Annotated in this window: 23 protein-coding genes; 16 read left to right on the forward strand and 7 right to left on the reverse strand. The window is 70.6% G+C overall.

All coding sequences use genetic code 11. The annotated features are described in order from the left end of the window. Positions 1–6: 6 nt before the first annotated feature. Together dnaJ and Q2K21_RS01000 are read left to right on the forward strand one after the other, a co-directional pair. Positions 7–1,179 carry a molecular chaperone DnaJ gene (dnaJ, locus tag Q2K21_RS00995; protein WP_310763137.1) on the forward strand — a complete coding sequence of 391 codons (1,173 nt, stop codon included), beginning with the start codon at positions 7–9 and terminating at the stop codon, positions 1,177–1,179. A 4-nt stretch (positions 1,180–1,183) separates the two neighbouring features. Next, entirely contained in the window at positions 1,184–1,636 is a 453-nt protein-coding gene (locus Q2K21_RS01000) for a heat shock protein transcriptional repressor HspR (RefSeq protein ID WP_310763138.1), read from the forward strand. Between the two features lie 63 nt (positions 1,637–1,699). On the opposite strand, the gene Q2K21_RS01005 is transcribed toward Q2K21_RS01000, so the two are convergent. Then, complete coding sequence (locus Q2K21_RS01005) at positions 1,700–3,418, reverse strand: PA14 domain-containing protein (protein WP_310763139.1); 1,719 nt, start codon at positions 3,416–3,418, stop codon at positions 1,700–1,702. A 107-nt stretch (positions 3,419–3,525) separates the two neighbouring features. Next, complete coding sequence (locus Q2K21_RS01010) at positions 3,526–3,705, reverse strand: DUF397 domain-containing protein (protein ID WP_310763140.1); 180 nt, start codon at positions 3,703–3,705, stop codon at positions 3,526–3,528. Positions 3,706–3,984: 279 nt separating this feature from the next. Between Q2K21_RS01010 and Q2K21_RS01015 the strand changes: the two genes are divergently transcribed. Next, a complete protein-coding gene (locus Q2K21_RS01015; RefSeq protein ID WP_310763141.1) occupies positions 3,985–4,611 on the forward strand; it encodes a Uma2 family endonuclease in 627 nt (208 codons plus the stop codon). Positions 4,612–4,744: 133 nt separating this feature from the next. On the opposite strand, the gene Q2K21_RS01020 is transcribed toward Q2K21_RS01015, so the two are convergent. Further along, the gene (locus tag Q2K21_RS01020) at positions 4,745–6,457 is read right to left on the reverse strand and encodes a fibronectin type III domain-containing protein (RefSeq protein ID WP_310763142.1); all 1,713 of its coding nucleotides are present in this window, start codon (positions 6,455–6,457) and stop codon (positions 4,745–4,747) included. Between the two features lie 344 nt (positions 6,458–6,801). On the opposite strand from Q2K21_RS01020, the gene Q2K21_RS01025 reads away from it, so the two are divergent. After that, complete coding sequence (locus tag Q2K21_RS01025) at positions 6,802–7,965, forward strand: sugar ABC transporter substrate-binding protein (RefSeq protein ID WP_386275934.1); 1,164 nt, start codon at positions 6,802–6,804, stop codon at positions 7,963–7,965. A gap of 424 nt (positions 7,966–8,389) precedes the next feature. Continuing rightward, positions 8,390–9,427 carry a helix-turn-helix transcriptional regulator gene (locus tag Q2K21_RS01030; protein WP_310763144.1) on the forward strand — a complete coding sequence of 346 codons (1,038 nt, stop codon included), beginning with the start codon at positions 8,390–8,392 and terminating at the stop codon, positions 9,425–9,427. Between the two features lie 55 nt (positions 9,428–9,482). Here Q2K21_RS01030 and Q2K21_RS01035 read toward each other — a convergent pair whose 3' ends face one another. Further along, positions 9,483–10,469, reverse strand: coding sequence for a helix-turn-helix transcriptional regulator (locus tag Q2K21_RS01035; protein WP_310763145.1), 987 nt, complete (start codon positions 10,467–10,469; stop codon positions 9,483–9,485). Between the two features lie 181 nt (positions 10,470–10,650). Between Q2K21_RS01035 and Q2K21_RS01040 the strand changes: the two genes are divergently transcribed. After that, positions 10,651–10,869 (forward strand): hypothetical protein, encoded by a 219-nt coding sequence (locus tag Q2K21_RS01040; protein ID WP_310763146.1) that lies wholly within the window; start codon positions 10,651–10,653, stop codon positions 10,867–10,869. Continuing rightward, positions 10,866–11,201 (forward strand): hypothetical protein, encoded by a 336-nt coding sequence (locus Q2K21_RS01045; RefSeq protein ID WP_310763147.1) that lies wholly within the window; start codon positions 10,866–10,868, stop codon positions 11,199–11,201. Before Q2K21_RS01040 ends, Q2K21_RS01045 begins: the two co-directional genes overlap by 4 nt. A gap of 265 nt (positions 11,202–11,466) precedes the next feature. Here Q2K21_RS01045 and Q2K21_RS01050 read toward each other — a convergent pair whose 3' ends face one another. Then, positions 11,467–11,880 (reverse strand): pyridoxamine 5'-phosphate oxidase family protein, encoded by a 414-nt coding sequence (locus tag Q2K21_RS01050; RefSeq protein ID WP_310763148.1) that lies wholly within the window; start codon positions 11,878–11,880, stop codon positions 11,467–11,469. Positions 11,881–12,012: 132 nt separating this feature from the next. Between Q2K21_RS01050 and clpB the strand changes: the two genes are divergently transcribed. Together clpB and Q2K21_RS01060 are read left to right on the forward strand one after the other, a co-directional pair. Beyond that, positions 12,013–14,610 (forward strand): ATP-dependent chaperone ClpB, encoded by a 2,598-nt coding sequence (gene clpB / locus Q2K21_RS01055; protein WP_310763149.1) that lies wholly within the window; start codon positions 12,013–12,015, stop codon positions 14,608–14,610. A 161-nt stretch (positions 14,611–14,771) separates the two neighbouring features. Further along, positions 14,772–15,302: a YbjN domain-containing protein gene (locus Q2K21_RS01060; RefSeq protein WP_310763150.1), complete on the forward strand. Its 531-nt coding sequence runs from the start codon at positions 14,772–14,774 to the stop codon at positions 15,300–15,302. 6 nt (positions 15,303–15,308) lie between these two features. On the opposite strand, the gene Q2K21_RS01065 is transcribed toward Q2K21_RS01060, so the two are convergent. Together Q2K21_RS01065 and Q2K21_RS01070 are read right to left on the reverse strand one after the other, a co-directional pair. Then, positions 15,309–16,511: a mannosyltransferase family protein gene (locus Q2K21_RS01065; protein ID WP_310763151.1), complete on the reverse strand. Its 1,203-nt coding sequence runs from the start codon at positions 16,509–16,511 to the stop codon at positions 15,309–15,311. A 182-nt stretch (positions 16,512–16,693) separates the two neighbouring features. After that, a complete protein-coding gene (locus tag Q2K21_RS01070) occupies positions 16,694–17,884 on the reverse strand; it encodes a pyridoxal phosphate-dependent aminotransferase (RefSeq protein WP_310763153.1) in 1,191 nt (396 codons plus the stop codon). A gap of 229 nt (positions 17,885–18,113) precedes the next feature. Here Q2K21_RS01070 and Q2K21_RS01075 point away from each other — a divergent pair, with 229 nt between their 5' ends. The 7 genes from Q2K21_RS01075 (at position 18,114) to fbaA (ending at position 25,124) form a co-directional block, all read left to right on the forward strand. Then, positions 18,114–18,473: a hypothetical protein gene (locus Q2K21_RS01075; protein WP_310763154.1), complete on the forward strand. Its 360-nt coding sequence runs from the start codon at positions 18,114–18,116 to the stop codon at positions 18,471–18,473. Between the two features lie 518 nt (positions 18,474–18,991). Beyond that, positions 18,992–19,606 (forward strand): DUF2617 family protein, encoded by a 615-nt coding sequence (locus Q2K21_RS01080; RefSeq protein WP_310763155.1) that lies wholly within the window; start codon positions 18,992–18,994, stop codon positions 19,604–19,606. 145 nt (positions 19,607–19,751) lie between these two features. Then, entirely contained in the window at positions 19,752–21,404 is a 1,653-nt protein-coding gene (locus Q2K21_RS01085; protein ID WP_310763156.1) for a polyamine aminopropyltransferase, read from the forward strand. 159 nt (positions 21,405–21,563) lie between these two features. Beyond that, positions 21,564–22,475: an SRPBCC family protein gene (locus Q2K21_RS01090; RefSeq protein WP_310763157.1), complete on the forward strand. Its 912-nt coding sequence runs from the start codon at positions 21,564–21,566 to the stop codon at positions 22,473–22,475. A gap of 58 nt (positions 22,476–22,533) precedes the next feature. Continuing rightward, on the forward strand, positions 22,534–23,322 hold the full coding sequence (locus tag Q2K21_RS01095; RefSeq protein ID WP_310763158.1) for an aldose epimerase family protein: 789 nt from the start codon (positions 22,534–22,536) through the stop codon (positions 23,320–23,322). A 37-nt stretch (positions 23,323–23,359) separates the two neighbouring features. Continuing rightward, a complete protein-coding gene (gene pyrE, locus Q2K21_RS01100; protein WP_310763159.1) occupies positions 23,360–23,908 on the forward strand; it encodes an orotate phosphoribosyltransferase in 549 nt (182 codons plus the stop codon). Between the two features lie 184 nt (positions 23,909–24,092). Continuing rightward, positions 24,093–25,124 (forward strand): class II fructose-bisphosphate aldolase, encoded by a 1,032-nt coding sequence (gene fbaA / locus Q2K21_RS01105; protein ID WP_310763160.1) that lies wholly within the window; start codon positions 24,093–24,095, stop codon positions 25,122–25,124. Positions 25,125–25,296: the final 172 nt, after the last annotated feature.

Genomic DNA, 25,296 nt, shown 5'->3' on the forward strand with positions numbered 1-25,296 from the left:
TCGGGGATGAGCACCAAGGACTTCATCGAGAAGGACTACTACAAGGTTCTCGGCGTCCCCAAGGACGCCACCGAGGCCGAGATCAAGAAGGCGTACCGGAAGCTCGCCCGCGAGTTCCACCCGGACGCCAACAAGGGCAACGCCAAGGCGGAGGAACGTTTCAAGGAGATCTCCGAGGCGAACGACGTCCTCGGCGACCCCAAGAAGCGCAAGGAGTACGACGAGGCGCGCGCCCTCTTCGGCAACGGCGGCTTCCGTCCCGGCCCCGGGGCGGGCGGCTCGTTCAACTTCGACCTGGGCGACCTCTTCGGCGGCCAGGGCGGCGGCGCCGGAGGCGGGTTCGGCGGCGGTCTCGGTGACGTCTTCGGGGGCCTGTTCAACCGCGGCGGCGGCGGCGCTGGCACGCGTACGCAGCCGCGGCGGGGCCAGGACATCGAGTCCGAGGTCACGCTGAGCTTCATGGAGGCGGTGGACGGCGCGACCGTGCCGCTGCGCATGTCCTCGCAGGCGCCGTGCAAGGCCTGCTCGGGCACCGGCGACAAGAACGGCACGCCGCGTGTGTGCCCGACCTGCGTCGGCACCGGCCAGGTGGCGCGCGGCTCGGGCGGCGGCTTCTCACTTACCGACCCGTGCCCGGACTGCAAGGGCCGCGGACTGATCGCCGAGGACCCCTGCCTGGAGTGCAAGGGCAGCGGCCGGGCGAAGTCGTCCCGGACGATGCAGGTCCGCATCCCCGCGGGCGTCACGAACGGGCAGCGCATCCGGCTGCGCGGCAAGGGCGGTCCCGGCGAACGGGGCGGCCCGGCCGGCGACCTGTACGTCGTCGTGCACGTGGACCAGCACCCCGTGTTCGGCCGCAAGGGCGACAACCTGACGGTGACCGTGCCGGTGACGTTCGCTGAGGCGGCGCTCGGCGCCGACATCCGGGTGCCCACCCTCGGCGGTCCCCCGGTGACGCTGAAGCTGCCCCCGGGCACGCCCAACGGACGCACGATGCGCGCCCGTGGCAAGGGCGCGGTCCGCAAGGACGGCACCCGCGGCGACCTGCTGGTCACCGTGGAGGTGAGTGTCCCCAAGGACCTGTCGGGGAAGGCTCGTGACGCGCTGGAGACGTATCGCGAGGCCACCGCGGACGAGGACCCGCGGGCGGAGCTGTTCCAGGCGGCGAAGGGAGCATGAGGAGATGGACGGCCGTCGACGCAACCCGTACGAACTGACCGAGGAGACCCCGGTCTACGTCATCTCGGTGGCGGCCCAGCTCTCCGGTCTGCACCCGCAGACGCTGCGCCAGTACGACCGTCTGGGGCTGGTGTCCCCGGACCGCACCGCGGGCCGGGGCCGGCGCTACTCGGCCCGCGACATCGAACTGCTCCGCCAGGTGCAGCAGTTGTCGCAGGACGAGGGCATCAACCTGGCCGGCATCAAGCGCATCATCGAACTGGAGAACCAGGTCGTGGCGCTGCAGTCCCGGGTCGCCGAACTCCAGGACGCCCTGGAAGGCGCGGCGGCGGCGATGCGGCAGCGCGAGGCCGCGGTGCACGCGTCGTACCGTCGCGATCTGGTGCCGTACCAGGAGGTCCAGCAGACGAGCGCGCTGGTGGTGTGGCGGCCGAAGCGGCAGCAGTCCTCGGACTGACGCCCACGTACGTGAAAGGGGCCGGGAGGTGGTTGACCTCCCGGCCCCTTCGCGCTGTTCGGATCAGCCGGTCGGCGCGCTGACCGCCGCATCACCGGCGGGCAGGGACTCGGTGCCGTCGGCGGCCACGGCGGTCACCCAGTAGTAGGAGGTGGTGCCGCGCCGGGCGGCGGTGTCGAAGTACTCCAAGGCACTGGCACCGAGGTCGGCGATCTTCTCGTACGTGCTGGTGGCCGGGTTCCAGCGGTAGACGCGGTAACCGCGCGCGGCCTCCGGGGCGTCCACGCCCAGCCCGCTCCAGCTCAGCCGGTTGCCCTCGTCGCCCTCCGCGCCGGTCGCGTCGAGCGTCAGCGGCGAGCCTTCCGGCGTCGCCACGCTCGGTGTCATGTCGAGCTCGGTCGCGGTCACGATCTGGGCCTCGCCGGTCCATTTGAAGGAAGAGTTCCCGGCGTCGTCGATGGCGTCGACGATGAAGCAGGACTCCTCGCCGTCCGGGACGACGGTGTACGCGTACGAGGTGGTGTCGGCCGACACGTAATAGCCCGGGGAGAGGGAGCACACCTGCTGCTCCTCGTCCCCCCACAGCTCACCCCTTCGGACCACGTAGCTCGCCAGGTCGGCGGTCGGGTTGGCGTCCCAGCGCACCTCGAAGCCGTACTCGGTCGGGGTGACGGTCACCCCGGTGACGGCGGACGGCGGCGTGAGGTCCCGGCGCTTCCCGCTGACGGCGACGGACCGCGCGGACTCGTTGCCCGCGGCGTCGAGAGCGGTCACCCGGTAGTAGTAGGTGGTGTCCTCGGCGGCCGAGGCGTCCACGTACGAGACCTGGGCGGTAGTGCCGACGCCGGTGTAGGTCCCGTCCGCAGTGGCCGCCCGGTACACCCGGTACGACACCGCTCCCTCGACCGCGCTCCACCCGACCCGCAGACCCTCCGGTTCGGAGCTGGTGCTCAGTCCGGTCGGCACGGTCGGCGCGGTGCGGTCGACGGTGGTGACCGCCTGGTCGGCGGTGCCCGTCGACTCGTTGCCCGCCTTGTCGTAGGCACGGATCTCGTAGTAATACGCCGCGCCGGTCACCGGCAGGGTCGTGTCCGTGTACGACGTGGCGGTGGTGGTCGTCAGCCTGGTCCAGTCGGCGCTGCCCTTCGGGCGCCGGTAGACCCGGTAGCCCGCGAGGTCCATCTCCTTGTTCCGCGCCCAGACGAGCTTGGCCTTGCCCGTCGCCGTGTCGTACGACACCGAGGTCCCGGTCGGGGTGAGCGGCTTGACCTTGTCGACGGTCGCAGAAGTCCTGGGCAGATAGGCGAACTTGACGTTGGCCGAGCCCGTCCAGTTGACGTAGTCCACGCGCAGCGTGTGCTTGCCGGAGGGGATGGTGACGTTGACGGTCTTCGTCACCGTGGTGGAGACGTTCTTCCACAGGTCCACCTTGCGGACGCCGTCCAGGTACACACGGACGCCGTCCTGCGCCGCGGCGGCGAAGGAGAAGGGACCGCCGGAGCCGAAGTCACGCGTGACGGTCCAGCGGACGCCGAAGTTGTTCGTCGGCAGGCCCGAAGCGGGGGCGCCCGTACCCCAGTTCTCGCCGATGGCCGAGTCGCAGTCGGTCTTCTTTGGCGTACCAGCGAAGGTGGTGTTCGCGAAGAACTGCCGCTTGAAGACGGGCGAGGTGCACGTTGTGGCGGCGGAAGCCGGGGCGGTGGTCGCGGTGAGGAGACCGCCGGCGGTGGCGAGCACGACGGCGGTTGCGGCCGCGGCGGTCGTGCGTCTGGCTGGGTTCATGGATCCTCGGTCGTGATTGTCGTTGGCCGGGGAAAGGCTGGCGACGATCATGACTCGTGGAGCGGCCCATGGGTTGTACGGGTCCGCCGGTGACGTGTGGCGGATCGTCAGGCGCCCTTGACATGCCGCAGGAGAGCGGCGAGGCATTCGGGGGCGGTGGTCAGGATGACGTCCGGGGTGTCGCTCTCGCGGAGGCGGATCGTTCCGTCGGGGGCGGTGGCCGTGTAGAGGCAGTTGCCCTCGGGGCCGCCGCTGTACGACGACTTCTGCCAGTGCAGTTCGGGCATCTGTACCTCCTCAGAGGGTGTAGAGCACGTGCTGGATGAGAGCCAGCGAGTCCTTCATCGAGCGGGGCGGTACGCGAAGGGAGTGTGGTCCGAGCTGGGCGGGAGCGGTAGATCGTTCCGCGCTCGCTCGAACGGGTGAACTGGGGGTATCTCCCCTGGTCAGCCCTATCGCCGTACGTACCGTGATGGCGTTGCTTGTGCCCCAAGCACGCCCGGCCCACACTTGAGGAGGTGACGCCCCCCATGACCGCTCTTGCGCACGAGAGGCCCGAAACAATCATGCCTGAGACCAGGACCGAGTCCGCGTCCGCGGCCGAGAACGGCCGCGAGCTGGACGAGGTCGTGTGGCAGGCATGGAAGGCCATGGAACTCCCCGAGGGCTACCGCGCTGAGATCATTGAGGGAGCCATCGAGGTGTCGCCCACCGGACGCTTTTCGCATGCGCAGGTCGTCAATCGCCTGCGGGACGCCCTGGCGATCTTTCTGCACGGGAGCGAGCACGGTGCCTGGAACGACACGAACGTGATCCACGCACGCAGGGCGTGGATTCCGGACGGGCTCGTAGCTCCTCGGGACGAGGAGTTGACCGAGGCGGAGGACGGCCTCGGCATCAAGGCTTCCGCGGTCGAGATGGTCGTCGAGGACGTGTCTCCCGGCAAGCGCAACCAGGACCGTGACCGCGTCCGCAAGCGCCGCGAGTACGCCCGCGCAGGCATCCCCGTGTACGTCATCATCGACGACTACGACGGCCAGGGCGCCGTCACCCTCTTCACCGGCCCTCGCCCCGACAAGGCCGACTGGGAGGACATCCACCGCGTTCCCTACGGCACCGACGTCACCATCCCCGAAGGGCCCGCCAAGGGATTCGTGATCGGCGAGGGGATCACGGGGCCGAAGCGGGGCTGAACCGGGGCCGCGAGCGGAGCCTCAGTCCGGCGCTGCCGTAGGCGCCGTCGAAGAGACGACATGGCGGAATCGCGAGATTACCGGGAGACCAGGCCGGCCGCGGAGCCGTATGCGGTCGTGCACCGGTAGGGGTTCATTCGGCGCTCTCCGGCTCGGTGACGGTGACGTACGAGTAGTCCTCGCCGCTGGTGAAACGGGAGTTGCCGTACGTGTCCACGGCTACCACGGCCCAGCGGACCGTCGCGCCCTGCGGCGAGTCGATCTCGTCGGCGAAGAACAGCCTCGGCTCGTCCTCATAGGTCTGCCACACCTGACCCCAGCGGCCGTACCGCCAGTCGCCGTCAACGAGTTCGCCCCGGTAGACGTCGTAATGGTCGACGTCCTCCTCGGGGTTGCGGTCCCACGCCAGTTCGATGTCCGTGCCGTTCATGGCGCCGCGCAGCCCGGTGACGGCTCCGGGAGCGAGCCCGGTGCCCGGCGCGGTGCAAGTGACCGGTGCCGATGCAACGGACTCCTGGGCCTGGGTGTCCACGGCGGTCACCGTGTACGTGTACGAGGTGCTCTGCCGGACGCCGGTGTCGCTGTAGGACGTCTGCGTGGCGCGGACCTCGTCGATGAACCGGCCGTTCCGGTAGATCCGGAAGTGCCCGAGATCCCGTGCGACGGGCGTGGTGGGCGCCTTCCACGTCAGTGTGATGCCGCTGCCGGCAGCTGCCGTGGCCGTCAGGCCGGTGGGCGCGGAGGGCGCGTAGTCGCCCCGCTCGATCCGGTCGTACGCCGACTTCGCGGACTTGTTGCCGACGGAGTCGACGGCGGTGACCCAGTAGGTGTAGGCACGGCGCTCCTCGACCGCCGTGTCCAGCCAGAAGGTGGTCGTCACCCTGGCGACCTGGACGACGGGGTTGTCGCCACCGTCGTCATCCCGCCGCCGGTGGACGAGATACTCCGCAGCTCCGGGGACCGCGTTCCAGGTCACCGTGACGCCGGCCTGGCCGTCGGTCGCCGTGACTCCGGAGGGAACCGGTGGCGGCGTCCTGTCGGCCGTCGTGACCGAACGATCGGTGCTGCCGATCGATTCGTTGCCGGCCTTGTCGTGGGCCCGGACCTCGTAGTGGTACGTGTCTCCGGTCGCGGGCGGCGTGTCGGTGTACGAGGCCGCTGTCGTAGTGGTCAGCCTCTTCCAGGCGTCGGTGCTCTGGAGACGGCGATAGACGCGGTACCCCGCGAGGTCCATCTCCTTGTTCTTCGACCAGGTGAGCTTGGCCTTGCCGGTGGTCTTGTCGTACGCGACGGAGATGCCCGTCGGGGCAAGCGGCTTGACCTTGTCGACGGTGGCGGAGGTGCGGGGCGCGTAGCCGAAGGCGACGTTCGCCGTGCCGGTCCAGTTGACGTAGTCGATGCGCAGGGTGTGCTTGCCGGACGGGATGGTGACGTTGACGGTCTTCTTCACCGTCGACGACACGTTCTTCCAGAGGTCCACCTTGCGGGTGCCGTCGAGGTAGACGCGGATGCCGTCCTGGGCCGCGGCCGAGAACGCGAAGGGGCCGCCGGAGCCGAAGTCCCGCGTCACGCTCCAGCGGACGCCGAAGTTGTTCGACGGCAGGCCCGAAGCGGGGGCGCCCGTGCCCCAGTTCTCGGCAATCTTCGAGTCACAGTCCGTCTTTTTCGGTGTGCCCGAGAATGTGGTGTTCGCGAAGAACTGCCGCTTATGGACGGGCGATGCGCAGCTCACCGCCGCCTCGGCGGCGGGCGCGGCGGCGAGCAGGGTGCCGGCGGTGGTGACCGCCAGGGTCGCCGCGAGCGTGGGTCCGAAGTGGTGCCGACGGACGGGTGTGACCGTTGTCATGCTCTTCCCTCGTCTGGATCGCTCCACGACAGCCGTGGGCGCCGAAGATCACGACTTACGGGAACCGCTGTGGGTTGTACGGGCGTGCGCATCGCGACCCCCGAAACGCTCGGCGTGCTCGACCGAGTACCGGTGCGTGTCTGCGAGTTGAGGGCCCGTCGGTCACCGGATCCATTCAATCGGCAGGCAAAATCTTCATCGCGCGAAGGTTTGGAAACGGCCACCGCATGACACCCTCTTGGTTTTCACTGGACTTCCACAGGGATGCTGTTGTCATCTCGTTAACCGGTACAACTTGACGCTGCATGCCGTCGCCGCGTTGGCTTTCAGCCACCTGGGTCGCAATGCTGCTCCCCGCCCGGAAGGCACCTGATGTGAACGCCCGTACTAACCGTAGGACCACCGTGCGTCGTACTGCCATAGCCCTGGCCGCCTCCGTGTCGGCCTTCTCCCTCGCCGCGTGCGGCGTCATCGGCGGAAGTGGGAGCAGCAGCTCCGCGGCCCCGAAGAAGGGCAACGACATCACGGTGGGCGTGCTGATGCCCCAGAAGGACATCGCCCGCTACGAGAAGTTCGACTACCCCATCATCAGGGACCAGGTGCGCGCCCTCACCAACAACGAGGGCAAGGTCGTCTACGCCAACGCCGAGGCGAAGGCGTCCAAGCAGACCGAGCAGTTCGAACAGATGATCGCCGACAAGGTGGACGTGGTGATCGTGGACGCGGTGGACGCCAAGGCCATCGCGCCGGCCGTGCAGAAGGCCAAGGACGCGGGCATCCCGGTCATCGCCTACGACCGGCTCGCACAGGGCCCGATCGACGCGTACATCTCCTTCGACAACGAACTGGTCGGCCAGGTGCAGGGTCGCGCCCTCGTCGAGGCATTCGGCGACAATGCCGCGAGCAGCAAGATCCTCATGATGAACGGCTCGCCCAGCGACCCGAACGCGGCGCAGTTCAAGGAGGGCGCGCTCAGCGAGCTCCAGGGCAAGGTGAACATCGTCAAGTCGTACGACGTCAAGGACTGGTCGCCGGAGATCGCCAAGCAGAACACCGCGGCGGCGATCCGGGCCATCGGCCTGAGCAACATCGCCGGGGTCTACTCGGCGAACGACAGCATGGCCGAAACCATCATCGACGCGCTGAAGGAGGCGGGCGTCAGCAAGGTCCCGCCGGTGACCGGACAGGACGCGGAGCTGGCGGCGGTACAGCGGATCCTCGCGGGCGAGCAGTACATGAGCGTGTACAAGCCGTACCCGCAGGAGGCGAACAACGCCGCCGAGATGGCGGTGGCCAAGGTCCAGGGCCGCTCGATCGAGTTCGACGCGCTGACCCGTGACAAGGTCGACAGCCCGACGCAGAAGGACATCCCGTCGATGCTGGTGCCGGTGGTCGCGCTCACGAAGGACAACATCAAGGACACGGTGATCCAGGACGGCATCTACACCGTCAAGGAGATCTGCACCGACAAGTACAAGGCGGACTGCTCGGCGAAGGGTCTGAAGTAACGCCTTTGAGGGGTACACCGACGAGCTGAGCGCGGCCGTACGGACCGCGGGAGCCCGGCGGGTGACCCCGGGGCCCACTGAGGTCCCGCTCCAGGGCGTCCGGGCTCCTCGGCACCGGGTCCGGCGGCCAGGGCTGCTCCTCGGCAGGGCACGCGGTCGCCGGTCGCCCGACGCGGTGCGCGTGAGCTCCCGTCAGCTTGGTGCGGCGGGAGAAGCGGAGGTGGGGAGAATCCTGGTCGTTCACGGGCATTTCCGGGCGTGAGGGCGGCTGAGCCGTGTTGCGGAGGCGGGCGGCTCCGCGCATAGTTGCGCTGCGAAGGCGTGCGGGGCGACACGGACGGCGTGTCCGGGCACGTGGCGTACGTCGCCGGTGGGCTGCGTCGCGCAGCGCACTGGAGCCGGGAGTTGCAGCCAGGGGTGGAAGATGGCCGGGCACGGGACGGACACGCATCCGCACGGCGCTGACCGGCTCTGCGAGGCCGGGAACCGCGTGTACTCCCGGGCCGTGCGCCGCGGCCGGGTGCCCCGTGCCGATGCCGGGCCGGTGCCTTGCCTGCTGGAGCTGGCGCTGCTGCACCCGGACCCCGACGACATGGACTGGCTGGTGCCGACCGCACCGCAGGAGGTCATGACCCGGCTGCTGCGCGGTGTGCACGAGGAGGTCAGTGCGAGCCAGGCGCGGGTCGGGGCGGCGGTGGCCGCGGTCGAGTGGTACGCCGGGCTCGGCGGTCGTGAGCAGGGGCCCGCGGAGGGCGTGGCGATTCGTGTCCTGGACGGGCTCACGCGGATCCGCGCGGCGATGGACGAGGCGACGGAGCGGTGCACGACCGAGGTGCTGACGGTGCAGCCGGGCGGCATCCGTCGCGAGGACGAACTCGCCGAGGGCCTGCCCCGGGCGCTGGAGATGCGCCGCCGGGGCGTACGCATGCGCGACCTGTACACGCATGTCGCCCGGCACGGCCAGGGCCTGTACACCTACATGGAGCTGATGGGCGACGCGGCTCAGGCGCGCACCCTCGACGAGGTGCCCGAGCGCCTGATCCTCTTCGACCGCACCGTCGCCTTCATCCCGGCGAACACGGATCGCACGATCGCGCTGGAACTGCGCCATCCGGCCCTGATCGAGTACCTGGTCACCGTCTTCGATCGCCTGTGGCGCCTGGCGATCCCGCTGACCTCGCCGCTCCCGGAGACGGGCATCGACGGCATCACCCACCGGGAACGCTCGATCGCGGCGCTGCTCGCGGAGGGCCACCAGGACGCGGTGGTCGCCGAACGCCTGGGCATCAGCGTCCGCACCTGCCGGGCGCACATCGCCCGGCTCTCGGAGACCCTGGGCGCGGCCAGCCGTACGCAGTTGGGCGTCCGTATCGCCCAGGCGGGCCTGGACGGCCCCCTGCGCTCGTCCGAACTGCTCCCGGTCACGGCTCCGGGCGCTCCGGAATCCCCGACCGGCCTATGAGACGTTCACCCGGGGTGGGCGGGCGCCGGCGCCGGGGCCGGTCGACGGCGACGGTTCAGTTGCCTTGCTCCAGGATTCCCGACTGCGCTATGAGGTAGCCCAACTGGGCCCGGCTGCCGCTGCCCAGGGCCGCCGCGATCTTCGCTATGTGGGCGCGGCACGTGCGTACGTTCATGCCGAGGCGGCGGGCGATCGCCTCGTCGACGTGGCCCTCTATGAGCAGCTTGGCGATGGAGCGCTGCACCCCCGTGATGCCGTTGGTGTCGACATCGTTGGGCACCTCCTCGGTCAGCGGGACCGCACGCTGCCACAACTGCTCGAAGACCATGGCGAGATACCGCACCAGCGCGGGGTGGCGCACCTCCAGGGCCACGCGCCGGTCCTCGCTGGCCGGGATGAAGGCCACCGTCCGGTCGAAGATGATGAGCCGCTCTATCAGTTCCTCGAGCGTACGGACCTGGATCTTGCCGTCGGAGATGCGCTCCACGTACGCGAGGGTGCTCTGGCTGTGCCGGGCCGTGTGCTGGTACAGCGTCCGGATGCTGACCCCGCGGTCGGCGAGCGGCCGGTCGCGCTCCAGGGCCTCCATGAGGGTGTCGGCGGGACGGCCGCCCCCCGGCTGCACCGTCAGCATCTCCGTATGGCACTCCGCGGTGGCCGAGTTGAGTGCCCCGTTGATCCGGTCGAAGCCCTCCAGGACGGTGATCGAGTGGAGGCTCGCCTGAGGGCTCTGCGTGCTGATCGTGATGAACGGGTCGAAGGACTCCGTCAGTTCGATCGTCTGGCGCCGGCGATCCTGAATCTCGCGCTCCAGCGGGTGCAGTCGCTGGGCGAGCGCGACGGACGGGGGAACCGGGCGCAGCCAGTTGGCGTCGTCCGGGTCCGGGTGCAGCAGCGCGAACTCCAGCAGACATGGAGCGGGTTCCACCTCGGAGCGCGTGATCCGTCCTGAGCGCAGTGCGTTGGCGTAAAGCCGTGCTCCGTCGTCGCACAACTCAGTGACAGCGTGGGGATGTGTCGGTTTTGAGTTGTATGTGGTCATTTCTCCACCCCCCAGGGTCCTGAACGTGCAGGAACATGATGCATCGCCCCAGTGGCATTGACGTGCCTGAATGAGCCATCGTCTTGTGCAGCGGGGGAGAGGATTCCATCAAGTGAGGACGAAGCCGACTATGCGACCGAGATTGCTTGGTTCAGTTCTTGCAGCCGTCTTCTCCGCCGCCGTGGTTCTCGGTGCCCAGAGCGGCTCGGTTCTTGACGCCGGGCAGACCCGATCGGTGGTCCAGTCGGACAGCGGCTGGAACGCCGTGGCCACCAAGGCGGACAGCGGCTGGAACTTCGTGAACGCGGCCGGCCCGGCGGACAGCGGCTGGGACTCCGTGGGCGTGGCTGCCCCGGCGGACAGCGGCTGGAACAGCCTTCCCACGGACGCGGACGCATGACGATTCCCCCCGACGACCGCTCGTTCCGGCGCGAGATGGCCACCGCCTACCGCTCCGGCTGGCACTTCATCGACCTGGCCACCGCCATCCCCCACAGCGGCGACTCGTTGATGGTGACCGTGTTCGGGGAGCCCGTCGTGGTCACCCGTGACGAGGACGAGGACGTGCGGGCGTACCGGCTTCTGCGGCGGCCTCGGGGGGCGCCGCAGCCCGTGCGGTGCGCCATACGGTACGGAATGATCTTTGTGAACCTGGACCAGCGCGACCACCGGCTGGCCGAACCGGACAGTCCGGAAGTGAGGACCATCTCAGCCACCCCCCGCAGTGCCTGACGCGATTCCCCCGTCGTAACAGATCGCTCAGGTGCTTCCCCCCGCAGCGGCGTCACCGTGACCTGAACACGGTGACGCCGCTGCAGTTTTACGGGAAATATCGGGACATCGCCCGGAACGGAGCACGGCTGGAATCAGTCGTATCCCCGAAACCCGGCGATCGTTCGGCCGTCGGCCTCAGCCGCGCCCTTCGATCCCTGGCGATCGTTCGGTCTCCCGCCTCAGCCGCGCCCTTCGCACCCCGGTGATCGTTCGGCCTCCCGCCTCAGCCGCGCCCCAGTGCCCGGGTGAGGGCGATCTCGATCACCACGCGGGACGGGTTCGGCCTCGGCATCCGCCCGTAGCGCTCGGCGTAGCGCCGCACCGCCTCCGCGACCCGCTCCGGATCGGCGCAGACGGAAGCGCGGCCCTCCAGCGTCGCCCACCGCCGCCCGTCCACCTGGCAGACCGCGACCGGCGCCCCGTCCGGCCCGGCGGCCGCCACATGTCCCGCCTTCGCGCTCGCCTTGTCGGTGATCACCCGAGCGAGCCGCGCCTCGGGGTCGTATGTCACTCCGACGGGAACGACGTGCGGGCTGCCGTCCGGACGGAGGGTCGTCAGCGTGCACAGGTGCCGCTCCTGCCAGAACGTGAGGTATGCGGCGTCGGGTGCGCCCGGGTCTACGGAGTACGTGGCCATGGTTCCGGAACTTAGCCGTTCACCCTCCCGCCCGGCGCCTTGAGTGGAATAGACTCAACTTTGTGTACGTTGCCGTAGTCAGACTGGAAGCAGAGAGCTGAGCGCGGCCGACGCAAGGAGGAGAACGCGAACGTGGACGCCGAGCTGACCAACAGGAGCCGGGACGCGATCAACGCGGCCAGCAACCGGGCCGTGTCGGAGGGGCACCCGGACCTCACCCCCGGCCACCTGCTCCTCGCGCTGCTCGAGGGGCAGGACAACGAGAACATCATCGACCTCCTGGCCGCAGTGGACGCCGACCAGGCCTCCGTGCGGTCCGGCGCCGAGCGCGTGCTCGCCGGTCTGCCCAGCGTGACCGGGTCGACCGTCGCGCCGCCCCAGCCCAACCGCGAGCTGCTCGCCGTGATCGCCGACGCGACCAAGCGCGCGAAGGACCTCGGCGACGACTACCTCTCCACGGAGCACCTGCTCATCGGCATCGCCGCGAAGGGCGGCGCCGCGGGCGACGTACTCTCGCGGCAGGGGGCGGACGACAAGAAGCTGCTGGACGCGTTTCAGAAGAGCAGGGGAGGACGCCGGGTGACGACCCCGGATCCGGAGGGCCAGTACAAGGCGCTCGAGAAGTTCGGCACCGACTTCACCGCCGCCGCGCGCGACGGCAAGCTCGACCCGGTCATCGGCCGGGACCACGAGATCCGCCGCGTCGTCCAGGTGCTGTCCCGCCGCACGAAGAACAACCCGGTCCTCATCGGTGAGCCCGGCGTCGGCAAGACCGCCGTCGTGGAGGGGCTCGCCCAGCGGATCGTGAAGGGCGACGTTCCCGAGTCCCTGAAGAACAAGCGGCTGGTCGCGCTCGACCTGGGCGCCATGGTCGCCGGCGCGAAGTACCGCGGTGAGTTCGAGGAGCGGCTCAAGACCGTGCTCGCGGAGATCAAGGACTCCGAGGGCCAGATCATCACCTTCATCGACGAGCTGCACACCGTCGTGGGCGCGGGTGCCGGCGGCGACTCCGCCATGGACGCGGGCAACATGCTCAAGCCGATGCTGGCCCGTGGTGAGCTGCGCATGGTCGGCGCGACGACCCTCGACGAGTACCGCGAGCGGATCGAGAAGGACCCGGCGCTGGAGCGGCGCTTCCAGCAGGTGATGGTCGCCGAGCCGACCGTCGAGGACACCATCGCCATCCTGCGCGGCCTCAAGGGCCGGTACGAGGCCCACCACAAGGTGCAGATCGCGGACAGCGCGCTGGTCGCCGCGGCCACCCTCTCCGACCGGTACATCACCTCACGCTTCCTGCCCGACAAGGCCATCGACCTGGTCGACGAGTCGGCCTCCCGGCTGCGCATGGAGATCGACTCCTCCCCGGTCGAGATCGACGAGCTCCAGCGCGCCGTGGACCGGCTGCGGATGGAGGAGCTCGCGCTCGACAAGGAGACCGACGCGGCCTCGCGCGAGCGTCTGGAGAAGCTGCGTCGCGACCTCGCCGACAAGGAGGAGGAGCTGCGCGGCCTCACCGCCCGCTGGGAGAAGGAGAAGCAGTCCCTCAACCGTGTCGGTGAGCTGAAGGAAAGGCTCGACGATCTGCGCGGGCAGGCCGAGCGCGCCCAGCGCGACGGCGACTTCGACGCCGCGTCCAAGCTGCTGTACGGCGAGATCCCGGGCGTGGAGAAGGAGCTGGAGGCCGCCTCGGAGGCCGAGGAGGAGGCCGCCAAGGGCACGATGGTCAAGGACGAGGTCGGCTCCGACGACATCGCCGATGTCGTCGCCTCCTGGACCGGCATCCCCGCCGGACGCCTCCTGGAGGGCGAGACGCAGAAGCTGCTGCGCATGGAGGACGAGATCGGCAAGCGGCTCATCGGGCAGTCCGAGGCCGTACGCGCCGTCTCGGACGCCGTACGCCGCAGCCGCGCGGGCATCGCGGACCCCGACCGTCCGACGGGTTCCTTCCTCTTCCTGGGCCCCACCGGTGTCGGCAAGACCGAGCTGGCCAAGGCGCTCGCCGACTTCCTCTTCGACGACGAGCGGGCGATGGTCCGCATCGACATGTCGGAGTACAGCGAGAAGTACAACGTCGCCCGCCTGGTCGGCGCCCCGCCCGGATACGTCGGCTACGAGGAGGGCGGCCAGCTCACCGAGGCCGTACGACGGCGCCCGTACAGCGTCATCCTGCTCGACGAGGTGGAGAAGGCGCACCCGGAGGTCTTCGACATCCTCCTCCAGGTCCTGGACGACGGCCGCCTGACGGACGGCCAGGGACGCACGGTCGACTTCCGCAACACCATCCTGATCCTCACCTCGAACCTGGGCAGCCAGTTCCTGGTCGACCCGGTCACGAGCGCCGAGGAGAAGAAGGAACAGGTGCTGGAGGTCGTACGGACGTCCTTCAAGCCGGAGTTCCTCAACCGGCTCGACGACCTGGTCGTCTTCTCCGCGCTGGACAAGGACGAACTCCAGCGGATCGCCAGGCTCCAGATCGACCGGCTGGCCAAGCGCCTGGCCGAGCGGCGCCTCACCCTGGAGATCACGCCCGAGGCCCTGGCCTGGCTCGCGGACGAGGGCATGGATCCGGCGTACGGCGCGCGCCCGCTGCGCCGCCTTGTGCAGACCACCATCGGCGACCGCCTCGCCAAGGAGATCCTGGCCGGGGAGGTCAAGGACGGCGACACGGTCCGGGTGGACGCCTTCGGCGACGGGCTGCTGGTCGGGCCGGCGACGGGCAAGACGCTGTAGGCCCTGGCGGGTGCCTTATCGCACCATCGGATCGGGTACCCGGGGAGCGGGCGACGGGCGGCTGGATCCTGTCAGCTCACGGCTGACAGGATCGGCGAGGCTTGCGCCCCCCCTCCCCGGATGAGGGAGGATGGCGGAATCCGTACGAAGGGAAAAACACGGTGAGCATCGACCCGTCCTCGATTCCGAACTTCGGGGGCCAGCCCGAGCCGCAGCCGCAAGGGCCGGCGGGCCCCGTGGTCCCGGATCAGGACCTCGTCACGCAGCTCCTGGACCAGATGGAGCTCAAGCACCTCGTGGACGAAGAGGGAGACCTCGTCGCGCCGTGGGAGCAGTTCCGTACGTACTTCATGTTCCGCGGCGAAGGAGACCAGCAGGTCTTCTCGGTGCGGACGTTCTACGACCGGCCGCACAAGATCGACGAGAAGCCGCAGCTGCTGGAGTCCATCGACGACTGGAACCGGCGCACCCTGTGGCCCAAGGTGTACAGCCACACGCACGACGACGGCACCGTCCGCCTCATCGGTGAGGCGCAGATGCTGATCGGTACGGGCGTCAGCCTGGAGCACTTCGTCTCGTCGACCGTCAGCTGGGTGCGGGCCGCCATCGAGTTCGACCGGTGGCTCGTCGAGCAGCTCGGCCTCACGGAGGACGTCGACGACGCGGAGCAGCCCGAGGACGACGGAGAGTAGACCCGGCTAGAGGGGCGAACGGGCCAGCACCACCAGATACGCCCCGTAGACCAAGGAGAGCCCGGCCAGGGCACACGCCACCACGGCGGCGTGCCAGGGCCGGGCTCTCGCCGTCCGCACCAGTGCCCGCGCCACCACGATCAGCAGCGGGAACGCCGGCAGCAGGAAGCGCGGTTTGGACTCGAAGAACCCGGAGCCGCCGAGCGTGACCAGCAACAGGACGCCGCTGTACACGACCAGCGGCAGCGGGGCGCGGTCCACGATGAGCAGCGCGAAGAGCACCGTGCTCACCAGGACGATCATCAGCGCCATCGGGAAGAGCAGCCGGGTGCCGTGCAGCAGCATGTGGTCGACGAAGCGCAGCGAGCCCCGCCCGAAGTCGAAGCGTGAGCCCCACAGCCGCTGCACCGTGAAGTAGCCGCCGAGCGGATCGCCCCTGCGGCGGCCCACCCAGAGCACATAGCCGCCCCAGCCGAGCGGTGCGAGCGCCGCGCCCGTCCACAGCCTGTGGGAAACTCCGCGGCCGCGTACCCGCCACACCTCGTGCGCGGCCGCCGCGAGGACCGCGGCGGCCACCGCGATGCCGTTGGGACGGGACAGCCCCGCGAGCGCCGCCAGCGCACCCGCCCACACCCAGCGCCGGGTGAGCGCCGCGTACAGCGACCAGGCGGCGAACGCGGTCAGCACGGGTTCCGTGTACGCCATCGAGAGCACGACGGAGTGCGGGAGCAGACCCCAGAGCAGTACGAGGACCGTGGCGACGGCGCGGCCGTGCAGTCTGACGCCGATCAGACGGATCCCGTACGCGGCGACCACGGCGGCCGTCCACGACAGCAGCAGGCCCGCCGCGAGGCCGCCCAGCGGGGTGAACTCGGTGAGGACGCGGATCAGCCCCGGGTACAGCGGGAAGAACGCCAGGTCGCTGTGGATGCCGGCCGGGGTGTGCTGGGTGCGCCCGTAGCCGTGCGCGGCGATCCCCAGGTACCACGCCGAGTCCCAGGAGCCCCCGAGCAGCAGCACGGGGTCCCGGCCCGAGGACCGGGCCACGGCGGCGAGCACGAGACCACCGCACACCCGCGCGGCGACGAACAGTCCGAGGGCGGCGACGGCCGTGGTCGGCAGCCTCCGCCCGTCCCCGGCCGGACGGACACGGTCGCGGTCGCCCGGACCCTCGACGGCGGGGGCCGGGACGGTACTGGCGTGGGTCACACCCGAACCATGCGTCGGACATGACCGATTTGCGAACCTTGCGCGGCCGTGCGGGCGGTGAATTCCTACGCCCAGGCGCGCCGTCGGCGCAGGGGCCGGGGCGGTGTCGCCGGCGGTGCGCCGACCCGCGTCAGCCCGCCAGCGCCTTGAGCCGCGTCAGCCCGCCAGCGCCTTGAGCCGCGTCAGCCCGCCAGCGCCTTGAGCCGCTGGGCCGCCTCCTCCAAGACCTCCGTGCGCTTGCAGAAGGCGAAGCGGACGAACGGGGCACCGGCCTCGCGGTGGTCGTAGAAGACCGCGTTCGGGATGGCGACGACGCCCGCGCGCTCCGGCAGGGCGCGGCAGAAGGCGAAGCCGTCGCTCTCGCCGAGGGGGCGGATGTCGGTCGTGATGAAGTACGTGCCCGCGGGCCGGAACACCTCGAAACCCGCCTCGGTGAGCCCGGACGCGAGCAGGTCCCGCTTGGCCCGCATGTCCGCGCGGAACCCCTCGAAGTACGTGTCCGGAAGCGCGAGCGCCTCGGCGACGGCGTACTGGAACGGCCCGGACGACACGTACGTCAGGAACTGCTTGGCCGAGCGCACCGCCGTGACGAGCCTGGGCGCCGCCGTCACCCAGCCGACCTTCCACCCCGTGAAGGAGAACGTCTTGCCGGCCGAGCCGATGGTGACCGTCCGCTCGCGCATGCCGGGGAAGGCCGCCAGCGGCAGGTGCTCCGCGTCGTCGAACACCAGGTGCTCGTACACCTCGTCCGTGACGACGAGCAGGTCGCGCTCGACGGCCAGATCGGCGATGGCGGCGAGCTCCTCACGGGTGAGCACGGTCCCGGTCGGGTTGTGCGGGGTGTTGATCAGCAGCAGCCGGGTGCGGTCGGTGACGGCGTCGCGCAGCTCGTCGAGGTCGAGCCGGAAACTTCCCTCGTACGGACGCAGGGTGACCGGAACCCGCTTCCCGCCCGCCATCGCGATGCAGGCCGCGTACGAGTCGTAGTACGGCTCGAAGGCGATCACCTCGTCGCCGGGCTCCAGCAGGGCCAGCAGGGTCGCGGCGATCGCCTCGGTCGCGCCCGCGGTGACCAGCACCTCCGTGTCCGGGTCGTATGTGAGCCCGTAGCGCCGCTGCTGGTGCGCGGCGACCGCGGTGCGCAGCTCGGGGATGCCGGGACCCGGCGGGTACTGGTTGCCGTGCCCGTCGCGCAGCGCCCGTACGGCGGCCTCGCGGACCTCCTCCGGGCCGTCGGTGTCGGGGAAGCCCTGGCCGAGGTTGATGGACCCGGTGCTCACCGCGAGGGCCGACATCTCGGCGAAGATCGTCGTCCCGAACTCGGCGAGCCGACGGTTGAGCAGGGGGCGCGCACTGGAGGTCATGGCGGCCATCCTGCGCCCAAGCTCTGGACTTCCTCAACTCTGCTTTGACAGGTGAGACGCCGGGGCATCCCCCGTTCACGAAGGAACGGCAAGAACGGCAAGAACGCGACGCGCGACGGCAAGACACGGCAAGAACGGCAAGAACGCGGCAAGACACGCACACACGGCAGGGCCGGAAACAGGAACGGAAAGAGGCCCACGGGGGCCGCTTCGGGGGAATCGAAAGGGGGACGGCGCCATGATCCTCGGTATCAGTCTGGCGATCGTCTGCATCGTCCTGGTCGTGCTCATCGCGACAGCCGAGCGCCGCTCCAAGAAGGCGGTGCTGCGGTCGGGGGGCCGCACGACGAGGGCACGGCGGACCTCGCGGGGCGCCGGCAGGAGCAGCGGCGACAGCGGGGGCGGCAGCGACAGCTGGTGGGCCGGTGGCGGCAGCTGGTGGGTCGGCGGGGACGACAGCGGGTCGTCGTCGGGCGGACACTCTGGCGGCCACCACTCGGGCGGCCACCACTCGTGCGGTGGAGGCCACTCGTCCTGCGGCGGCCACTCGTCCTGCGGGTCGTCGTGCGGCGGGGGCGGATGCGGCGGAGGCAGCTGACACGGGGCAGCCGAGCTCCGCGGGGGAACACGCGTCCGGGGTGCGCCGAGTGCCCGCCGGGAGATATTCCGGCGGGCACTCGGCATCAGCGGCAGCCGCGCGCAGGCACGCGCGTCAGCACCTTGCAGGCGGTCACTCGGCAGGGGGAGCGCGGGAGCGCACGTTGTCTGCGCCATGTGTGGGACTCGCGCCCGTGGATTCGCCGCAGAGGGGCGTACGACGCCCGTATCCATGATCCTGGCGTACGCCGTAGTTGAACAGTTGAGCTGTGGAGCCCTCGGTGGGATGGAAACCCTACGAACTTGGGTAAAAACGCTGTGGCGGCGCCACAGTTCATGATTCCCTCTCACTCACCAACGCAGCCCTCGGACGCTCTGCGGACACCCGTCCAGCAGGCGTCCCTCCCCACAGGGCCGAGGCGGACGTCCTGCCCGACCGGCTGAGCCGGCCGAACCCTTGGTGTCCGACCGGGACGCGCCGGAACCCCTCCCTATTTTGTGTGCCAGCGGAGCCGACCCATGCTCACGACCCTGAACACCTCCTACACCGACACGCGCGCGGCCGACCTCGCCTGGACCCTGGGCCGCGAGCCGCTGCCCGCGCTTGCCACGCTCGACCTCGAACTCGCGGGCGCGCAACTTCAGTTGAGACTCCTCGGCGCCTCCCACCAGGTGCTCCTGGAGGAGGAACGGGGCAACTGCTCGGAGACGGTGGCGTGTATCGCGGGCTCCAGCACCCCACTGCCGCTGGGGGTCGCCAAGCGGGTCGGCGACTGGGAGTACGAGTTCGCGGCCCGGGTCGAGGTCCTGTCCCCTCGTTCCTTCGCGGGCCGCGCCCAGGAGCTGCTGGCCCTGGTCTCCGACCATCCCCACGGTCTGGCCGGCGTCTTCCCCGGCAGCCCGCACGCGTTCACGGCGATGCTGGCCCAGCGCCACGAGGGCCAGGTCCACTGGCGCACCTGGCACGCGTATCCGCAGGACGGCCAGTTGGTGGCGACGCGGACGCGGGTGGGGGTGAGGGAACCGACGGCACGATGTGACGCGGCGGAGGAGCGGGTGAGTCCGCCCGGCGGACGCGGCCCGGGCGCGTCCTTTCGGCCCAGGTCGGGCACCACCAGCCCGTCCGGTGTGTGAGGACGAGGCCGTTCGGGCCGATCAGCGGGGGTCCGGGGGCGGCAGCACCCCGGGGCGGCGCCATGATTTCCGGGCGCAGCACCACACCGCAGTTCCACACGTGTGGGTGACAAAGCCCAGCGGAGGCGTGACGTACCGTTCCGACGTGATCGAACCGCACGCGCCCGCACCACCCGGCGCCCCACCCTCCTGGGGCGAAGGCGGCCAGGGCCAGGCGCGGCTGCCCGTACGTCCCGGCACGGGGCGGTTCCTCGTCCTCGTCGGCGTGTTCGTCTGTGCGGCCTGCGGTCTCGTGTACGAACTCGAACTCGTCGCCCTCGCCTCGTACTTGATGGGCGATTCGGTCACCGAGGCCTCCGTCGTGCTCTCGGTGATGGTGTTCGCGATGGGCGTGGGCTCGCTCGCCGCCAAGCGGCTGCGCTGCCGCGCCGCGGCCGGCTTCGGCGCGGTCGAGGCGGCGCTCGCGCTCGTCGGCGGATGCAGTGCGATGGCCCTGTACGCGGTCTTCGCCTGGACCGGGGCCTGGGGCGGTGTCTGGTCGGGCGGTCCGCGCTGTCTGCTGGTCGCCTTCTCGCTCGCGATCGGCCTGCTCATCGGCGCGGAGGTCCCGCTGCTGATGGAGCTGATCCAGCGCATCCGCCGCCAGGACGCGGGCGGCGCGGTGGCGGACCTGTTCGCGGCGGACTACGTGGGCGCGCTGGTCGGAGGTCTCGCCTTCCCCTTCCTCCTGCTGCCGCAGCTCGGCCAGCTGACGGGCGCCCTGCTCACCGGCGCGGTCAACGCGGTCGCGGGCGGCGCCCTCGTCCTCGGCCTGTTCCGCCGGGACCTGAGCCGGCGCGGACGCCGGGTGCTGCTGGTCGCCAACCTCGTCGTTCTGGGCGTGCTCGCCACGGCGGCCGTCCTGGTCCACGACTTCGAACGGGCGGCACGCCAGGCGGTGTACGGCGGGCAGGTACGGGTCGCGCTGCGGACCGGCGTCCAGGAGGTCGTGCTGACCGGCGGCACCCATGGACGGCCGCTCGGCCTCTTCCTCGACGGCCGGCTGCGGGTGAGCGGTCGCGACGAGCACCGCTATCACGAGGCGCTCGTGCATCCCGCGATGGGCGGCGGCCCGCACGCGCGCGTGCTCATCCTCGGCGGCGGCGACGGCCTCGCGGCGCGCGAGGTGCTGTGGCACGCGGGGGTGGAGCGGGTGGACGTGGTCGAACGGGACCCGGCGGTGGTCCGGCTGGCCCGCCGGGACCGGTCCCTGTCCGCGCTGAACGGCCACGCCTTCGCGGACCCACGCGTCCGTGTGCACACGGCGGACGCGTTCTGCTGGCTCAGGCACACGCGGGGGACGTACGACGTGGTCATCGCGGACCTCCCGGACCCCGACATCACGGCGAGCACGAAGCTGTACTCGCAGGAGTTCTACGGGCTGGCCCGCCGGGTCCTCGCGGCCGAGGGCCGGCTGGTGGTGCACGCGGGCCCGGTGACCTCCCGCCCGCGTGTCTTCTGGACGGTCGAGGCGACGGTACGGGCGGCCGGCCTGCGCACGGTCCCGTACCGGGTCGGCGGGCGCGCGGCCGGCCTCACGGCGGGCCCCGACCGCTCGGCGGGCGCGTCCCGGGCCGCGCGCGACTGGGGCTTCGTCCTCGCCGCCCGAAACCGCCCGGTCCTGACCCTGGACCCGCGCGAGCCGCGCCCACGCACGCTGACCCCGGCCTCCCTGCGGGCGGACGCACGCGCGGCGGCGCGCACCCGGGTGGCGGACCTGCCACCGTCGACGCTCGTGCATCCGCGGTACGCGAACTGAGTTGGCCGCGGTTCAGCGGTGGGCCTTCGGTGGTGCGGGGGTTGGGTATCCGTGATGCGGGGTCGGGCACCCGTGATGCCAGGTCGTGCATTCGTGCGAGGGTGGCGAATCCGTGATGCAGGGGTGCGGTCCGGGCCGTGCTGGGTAGGCTCGGACGACATGGAGCATGAGGTGTTCGTTCCGGTGCCCGCCGAGCGGCTCAGGGACGCGCTGGCCGATCCCGCCCGGGTGGCCCGCGCGGTCCCCGGGCTCCAACAGGACGCGGGCACGGAGCCCGTCGCCGGCCGCCTCAAGGTACGTATCGGCGGCCACACGATCACCTACCGCGGCACCCTGCGGGTCACGGGCCGGGACGACGGCTCGTACGCGGTGGACGGCGAGGCGACGGAGGCGCGCGGCACCGGCACGGTGAAGCTGTCCCTGTCCGTACGCCTGCTGCCGGCCCAGGACGGCACGACGGTCGCGTTCACGGGTACGGCCACGGGCGACGGCCGGGTCGCGGAACTGCCCGGGGACGCGGTGGCCTCGGCCGGGGCACGGCTGCTGGGGCGGTTCGCGGAGCAGTTGGGGGAGAGCGAGGCGTCGGAAGCAGCCCCCGAGGCAGCGGAAGGGGCGCCCGAGGGTTCGGAGGAATCCCCCCAGGCGGCGGAAGAGGCGCCCGAGGGTTCGGAGGAACCCCCCGAGGCGCCGGAAGAACGCTCCGAGTCCTCGGAAGCCCCGGAAGAACCCTCCGAGGCCTCGGTGGAGTCTTCGGCCTCCTCGGTCTTCGACGCCGAGGTCCCGCCGTCGTCCCTCGACCCCTTCGCCGACGAGGGCGAGGCCGAGGACGACCTCGTGGCCGACGGTTACGACGAGGGAGAACAGCCCGTCGAAGCCGCGCACGCCCGGCGCACGATGATCGGCCGCAGTGCCGAGGAGGTCGACCACGCTCCCCCGCGCGGCCGCTATGCGCCCGTCCCCGCCCCGGAGACCATCGCGGCCACCGCGACCCTCCGCTGGGCGGCCCCGGCGGCGGCCCTGCTCCTGGCGTCGGCGATCGTGGCGGGCCGGCTGCTGCGCCGACGGCGCTGACCCGCACCGCACCGACGCCGTCGCACGCCCCCTCGATCGGCCAAGTAGGGTCGGCCTCGTGAGTAACGACGAGATCACGTTGACCGCGGGAGACGCGGAGGTCGTGCTGGCGCCGGGCAACGGTGGGCGCGTGAGGAGTCTGCGCGTCGGCGGCCGGGAGCTGCTGAGGCAGGGCGAGCGGTTCGGGTGCTTCCCGATGGTCCCCTGGTGCGGTCGGATCCGGGACGGAAAGTTCCGCAACGGCGGCACGGTCCACCAGATGCCCCTCAACTCCCCGCCGCACGCCATCCACGGCACCGTCCGGGACGGCGCCTGGCGCGTGGCCCGCGCCGACGGGACCGAGGCCGTCCTCACGTACGACCTGGTGGCCCCCTGGCCCTACCCCGGCCGCGTCACCCAGGTCGCCGCGCTCACCGAGGACTCCCTCACGCTCACCATGTCCGTGGAGACGTACGAGTCCTCGTTCCCGGCCCAGATCGGCTGGCACCCCTGGTTCAACCGGAACCTCGACGGCGAGGACGTACGGCTCGACTTCAGCCCGGCCTGGCAGGAGGAGCGCGGCGACGACCACCTCCCCACCGGGAACCGCGTCGAGCCCGGCCCCGGCCCCTGGGACGACTGCTTCGCCATGCCCGGCGGCGTCGACGTCACCCTCACCTGGCCGGGGCTGCTGGAGCTGAAGGTCGCCGGCCGGGAGGAGTGGGTGGTGGTGTACGACGAGCAGCCGGAGGCGGTGTGCGTGGAGCCGCAGACCGGCCCGCCGGACGGCCTGAACACCCTTCCGCGCCTGGTCACGCCCATCGAGCCGCTGGAGGCCACGACCACGTGGACCTGGCGCCGCCTGTGAGGGACCACCCGCGCGCGACCCCCTTAAGCTGACTCGTATGAGTGAAGTACGTGGCGCCCTGCTGCAGCAGATCAAGGACAAGGCCGTGGTGCACGGCAAGGTGACCCTCTCTTCGGGCCTGGAGGCCGACTACTACGTCGACCTGCGCCGCATCACCCTCGACGGCGAGGCCGCCCCGCTGGTCGGCCAGGTGCTGCTGGACCTGACCGCCGACCTGGACTTCGACGCGGTCGGCGGGCTCACCATGGGCGCGGACCCGGTCGCGGCCGCCATGCTGCACGCGGCCGCCGCGCGCGGGAAGAAGCTGGACGCCTTCGTCGTCCGCAAGGCCGCGAAGGCGCACGGCCTGCAGCGGCGCGTGGAGGGCCCGGAGATCAAGGGCCGCCGGGTCCTGGTCGTCGAGGACACCTCCACCACCGGCGGCTCCCCGCTCACGGCCGTGGAGGCGGTGCGCGAGGCCGGCGCCGAGGTGGTCGCCGTCGCGACGATCGTCGACCGGGCCACGGGCGCGGCCGAGAAGATCGAGGAGGGCGCCGGGGTTCCGTACCGCTTCGCCTACTCGAAGGACGAACTGGGCCTGGACTGACGGCTGTCCGAGGAGCAGCGACGGGGGATCGGCGAGGGAGCGACGGGGCAGTTATCCACAGGCTGGACACCGTTACCGGAGCATCCGGCCAAGTCTGGAAAGATGGGGACGACGATGACGTCGCACCCTAGGTCAGGGCCGTAAGCAGAGCAGTACGCCACCCGCAGATACAAGGAGCGGACAGATGCCCATCGCAACCCCCGAGGTCTACAACGAGATGCTCGACCGGGCGAAGGCAGGCAAGTTCGCCTACCCGGCCATCAACGTGACCTCGACCCAGACCCTGCACGCTGCTCTGCGCGGCTTCGCGGAGGCCGAGAGCGACGGCATCATCCAGATCTCGACGGGTGGCGCCGAGTTCCTGGGCGGTCAGTACAGCAAGGACATGGTCACCGGTGCGGTGGCCCTGGCCGAGTTCGCGCACATCGTCGCGGAGAAGTACCCGGTCACGGTCGCCCTGCACACCGACCACTGCCCGAAGGACAAGCTCGACGGGTACGTACGTCCGCTGCTCGCGATCTCCGAGGAGCGCGTCGCCCGCGGCGAGAACCCGCTGTTCCAGTCCCACATGTGGGACGGCTCCGCGGAGACCCTCTCCGACAACCTGAAGATCGCCCAGGAGCTCCTGGAGCGCGCCCGCGCCGCGAAGATCATCCTTGAGGTGGAGATCACCCCGACCGGCGGCGAGGAGGACGGCGTCTCCCACGAGATCAACGACTCCCTCTACACGACGGTCGACGACGCGATCCGCACGGCGGAGGCGCTGGGCCTCGGCGACAAGGGCCGCTACCTGCTGGCGGCGTCGTTCGGCAACGTGCACGGCGTGTACAAGCCGGGCAACGTCGTCCTGCGCCCCGAGCTGCTCAAGGAGCTGAACGAGGGCGTGGCCAACAAGTTCGGCCGCCCGGTCGACAGCAAGCCGTTCGACTTCGTCTTCCACGGCGGCTCCGGCTCCACGGAGGAGGAGATCCTGACGGCGCTGGAGAACGGCGTGGTCAAGATGAACATCGACACGGACACCCAGTACGCCTTCACGCGTCCGGTCGCCGACCACATGTTCAAGAACTACGACGGCGTCCTGAAGGTCGACGGCGAGGTCGGCTCCAAGAGCACCTACGACCCGCGCACCTGGGGCAAGCTGGCGGAGGCGTCGATGGCGAAGCGCGTCACCGAGGCCTGCGCGAACCTCCGGTCGACGGGCACCAAGATCAAGTAGCTGTCGACTCCCTCAGAACCCGGCGTTCTGGGCGGGGCACGGGTGGGTTGCGCAACCCGGCGCTGACGGGGTGCCACTGCGCCCACCCGTGCCGCCCTGGGGGTCCCCTCAGGCCCTTAAGGCACTGGGGGAGGCACGATTGCCCGCAGCTACGCGGACGGGAGACCATCTC

The organism is Streptomyces sp. CGMCC 4.7035 (assembly GCF_031583065.1).
In the GTDB taxonomy this organism is placed as follows: Bacteria; Actinomycetota; Actinomycetes; order Streptomycetales; family Streptomycetaceae; genus Streptomyces; species Streptomyces yaanensis.

What these genes read in the sequence shown, in the direction of transcription:
- dnaJ (WP_310763137.1), top strand. Translation starts at nt 7, where the DNA reads ATGAGCACCAAGGACTTCATCGAGAAGGACTACTACAAGGTTCTCGGC.
- Q2K21_RS01000 (WP_310763138.1), top strand. Translation starts at nt 1,184, where the DNA reads ATGGACGGCCGTCGACGCAACCCGTACGAACTGACCGAGGAGACCCCG.
- Q2K21_RS01005 (WP_310763139.1), bottom strand. Translation starts at nt 3,418, where the DNA reads ATGAACCCAGCCAGACGCACGACCGCCGCGGCCGCAACCGCCGTCGTG.
- Q2K21_RS01010 (WP_310763140.1), bottom strand. Translation starts at nt 3,705, where the DNA reads ATGCCCGAACTGCACTGGCAGAAGTCGTCGTACAGCGGCGGCCCCGAG.
- Q2K21_RS01015 (WP_310763141.1), top strand. Translation starts at nt 3,985, where the DNA reads ATGCCTGAGACCAGGACCGAGTCCGCGTCCGCGGCCGAGAACGGCCGC.
- Q2K21_RS01020 (WP_310763142.1), bottom strand. Translation starts at nt 6,457, where the DNA reads ATGACAACGGTCACACCCGTCCGTCGGCACCACTTCGGACCCACGCTC.
- Q2K21_RS01025 (WP_386275934.1), top strand. Translation starts at nt 6,802, where the DNA reads ATGCTGCTCCCCGCCCGGAAGGCACCTGATGTGAACGCCCGTACTAAC.
- Q2K21_RS01030 (WP_310763144.1), top strand. Translation starts at nt 8,390, where the DNA reads ATGGCCGGGCACGGGACGGACACGCATCCGCACGGCGCTGACCGGCTC.
- Q2K21_RS01035 (WP_310763145.1), bottom strand. Translation starts at nt 10,469, where the DNA reads ATGACCACATACAACTCAAAACCGACACATCCCCACGCTGTCACTGAG.
- Q2K21_RS01045 (WP_310763147.1), top strand. Translation starts at nt 10,866, where the DNA reads ATGACGATTCCCCCCGACGACCGCTCGTTCCGGCGCGAGATGGCCACC.
- Q2K21_RS01050 (WP_310763148.1), bottom strand. Translation starts at nt 11,880, where the DNA reads ATGGCCACGTACTCCGTAGACCCGGGCGCACCCGACGCCGCATACCTC.
- Q2K21_RS01070 (WP_310763153.1), bottom strand. Translation starts at nt 17,884, where the DNA reads ATGGCCGCCATGACCTCCAGTGCGCGCCCCCTGCTCAACCGTCGGCTC.
- Q2K21_RS01075 (WP_310763154.1), top strand. Translation starts at nt 18,114, where the DNA reads ATGATCCTCGGTATCAGTCTGGCGATCGTCTGCATCGTCCTGGTCGTG.
- Q2K21_RS01080 (WP_310763155.1), top strand. Translation starts at nt 18,992, where the DNA reads ATGCTCACGACCCTGAACACCTCCTACACCGACACGCGCGCGGCCGAC.
- Q2K21_RS01090 (WP_310763157.1), top strand. Translation starts at nt 21,564, where the DNA reads ATGGAGCATGAGGTGTTCGTTCCGGTGCCCGCCGAGCGGCTCAGGGAC.
- pyrE (WP_310763159.1), top strand. Translation starts at nt 23,360, where the DNA reads ATGAGTGAAGTACGTGGCGCCCTGCTGCAGCAGATCAAGGACAAGGCC.
- fbaA (WP_310763160.1), top strand. Translation starts at nt 24,093, where the DNA reads ATGCCCATCGCAACCCCCGAGGTCTACAACGAGATGCTCGACCGGGCG.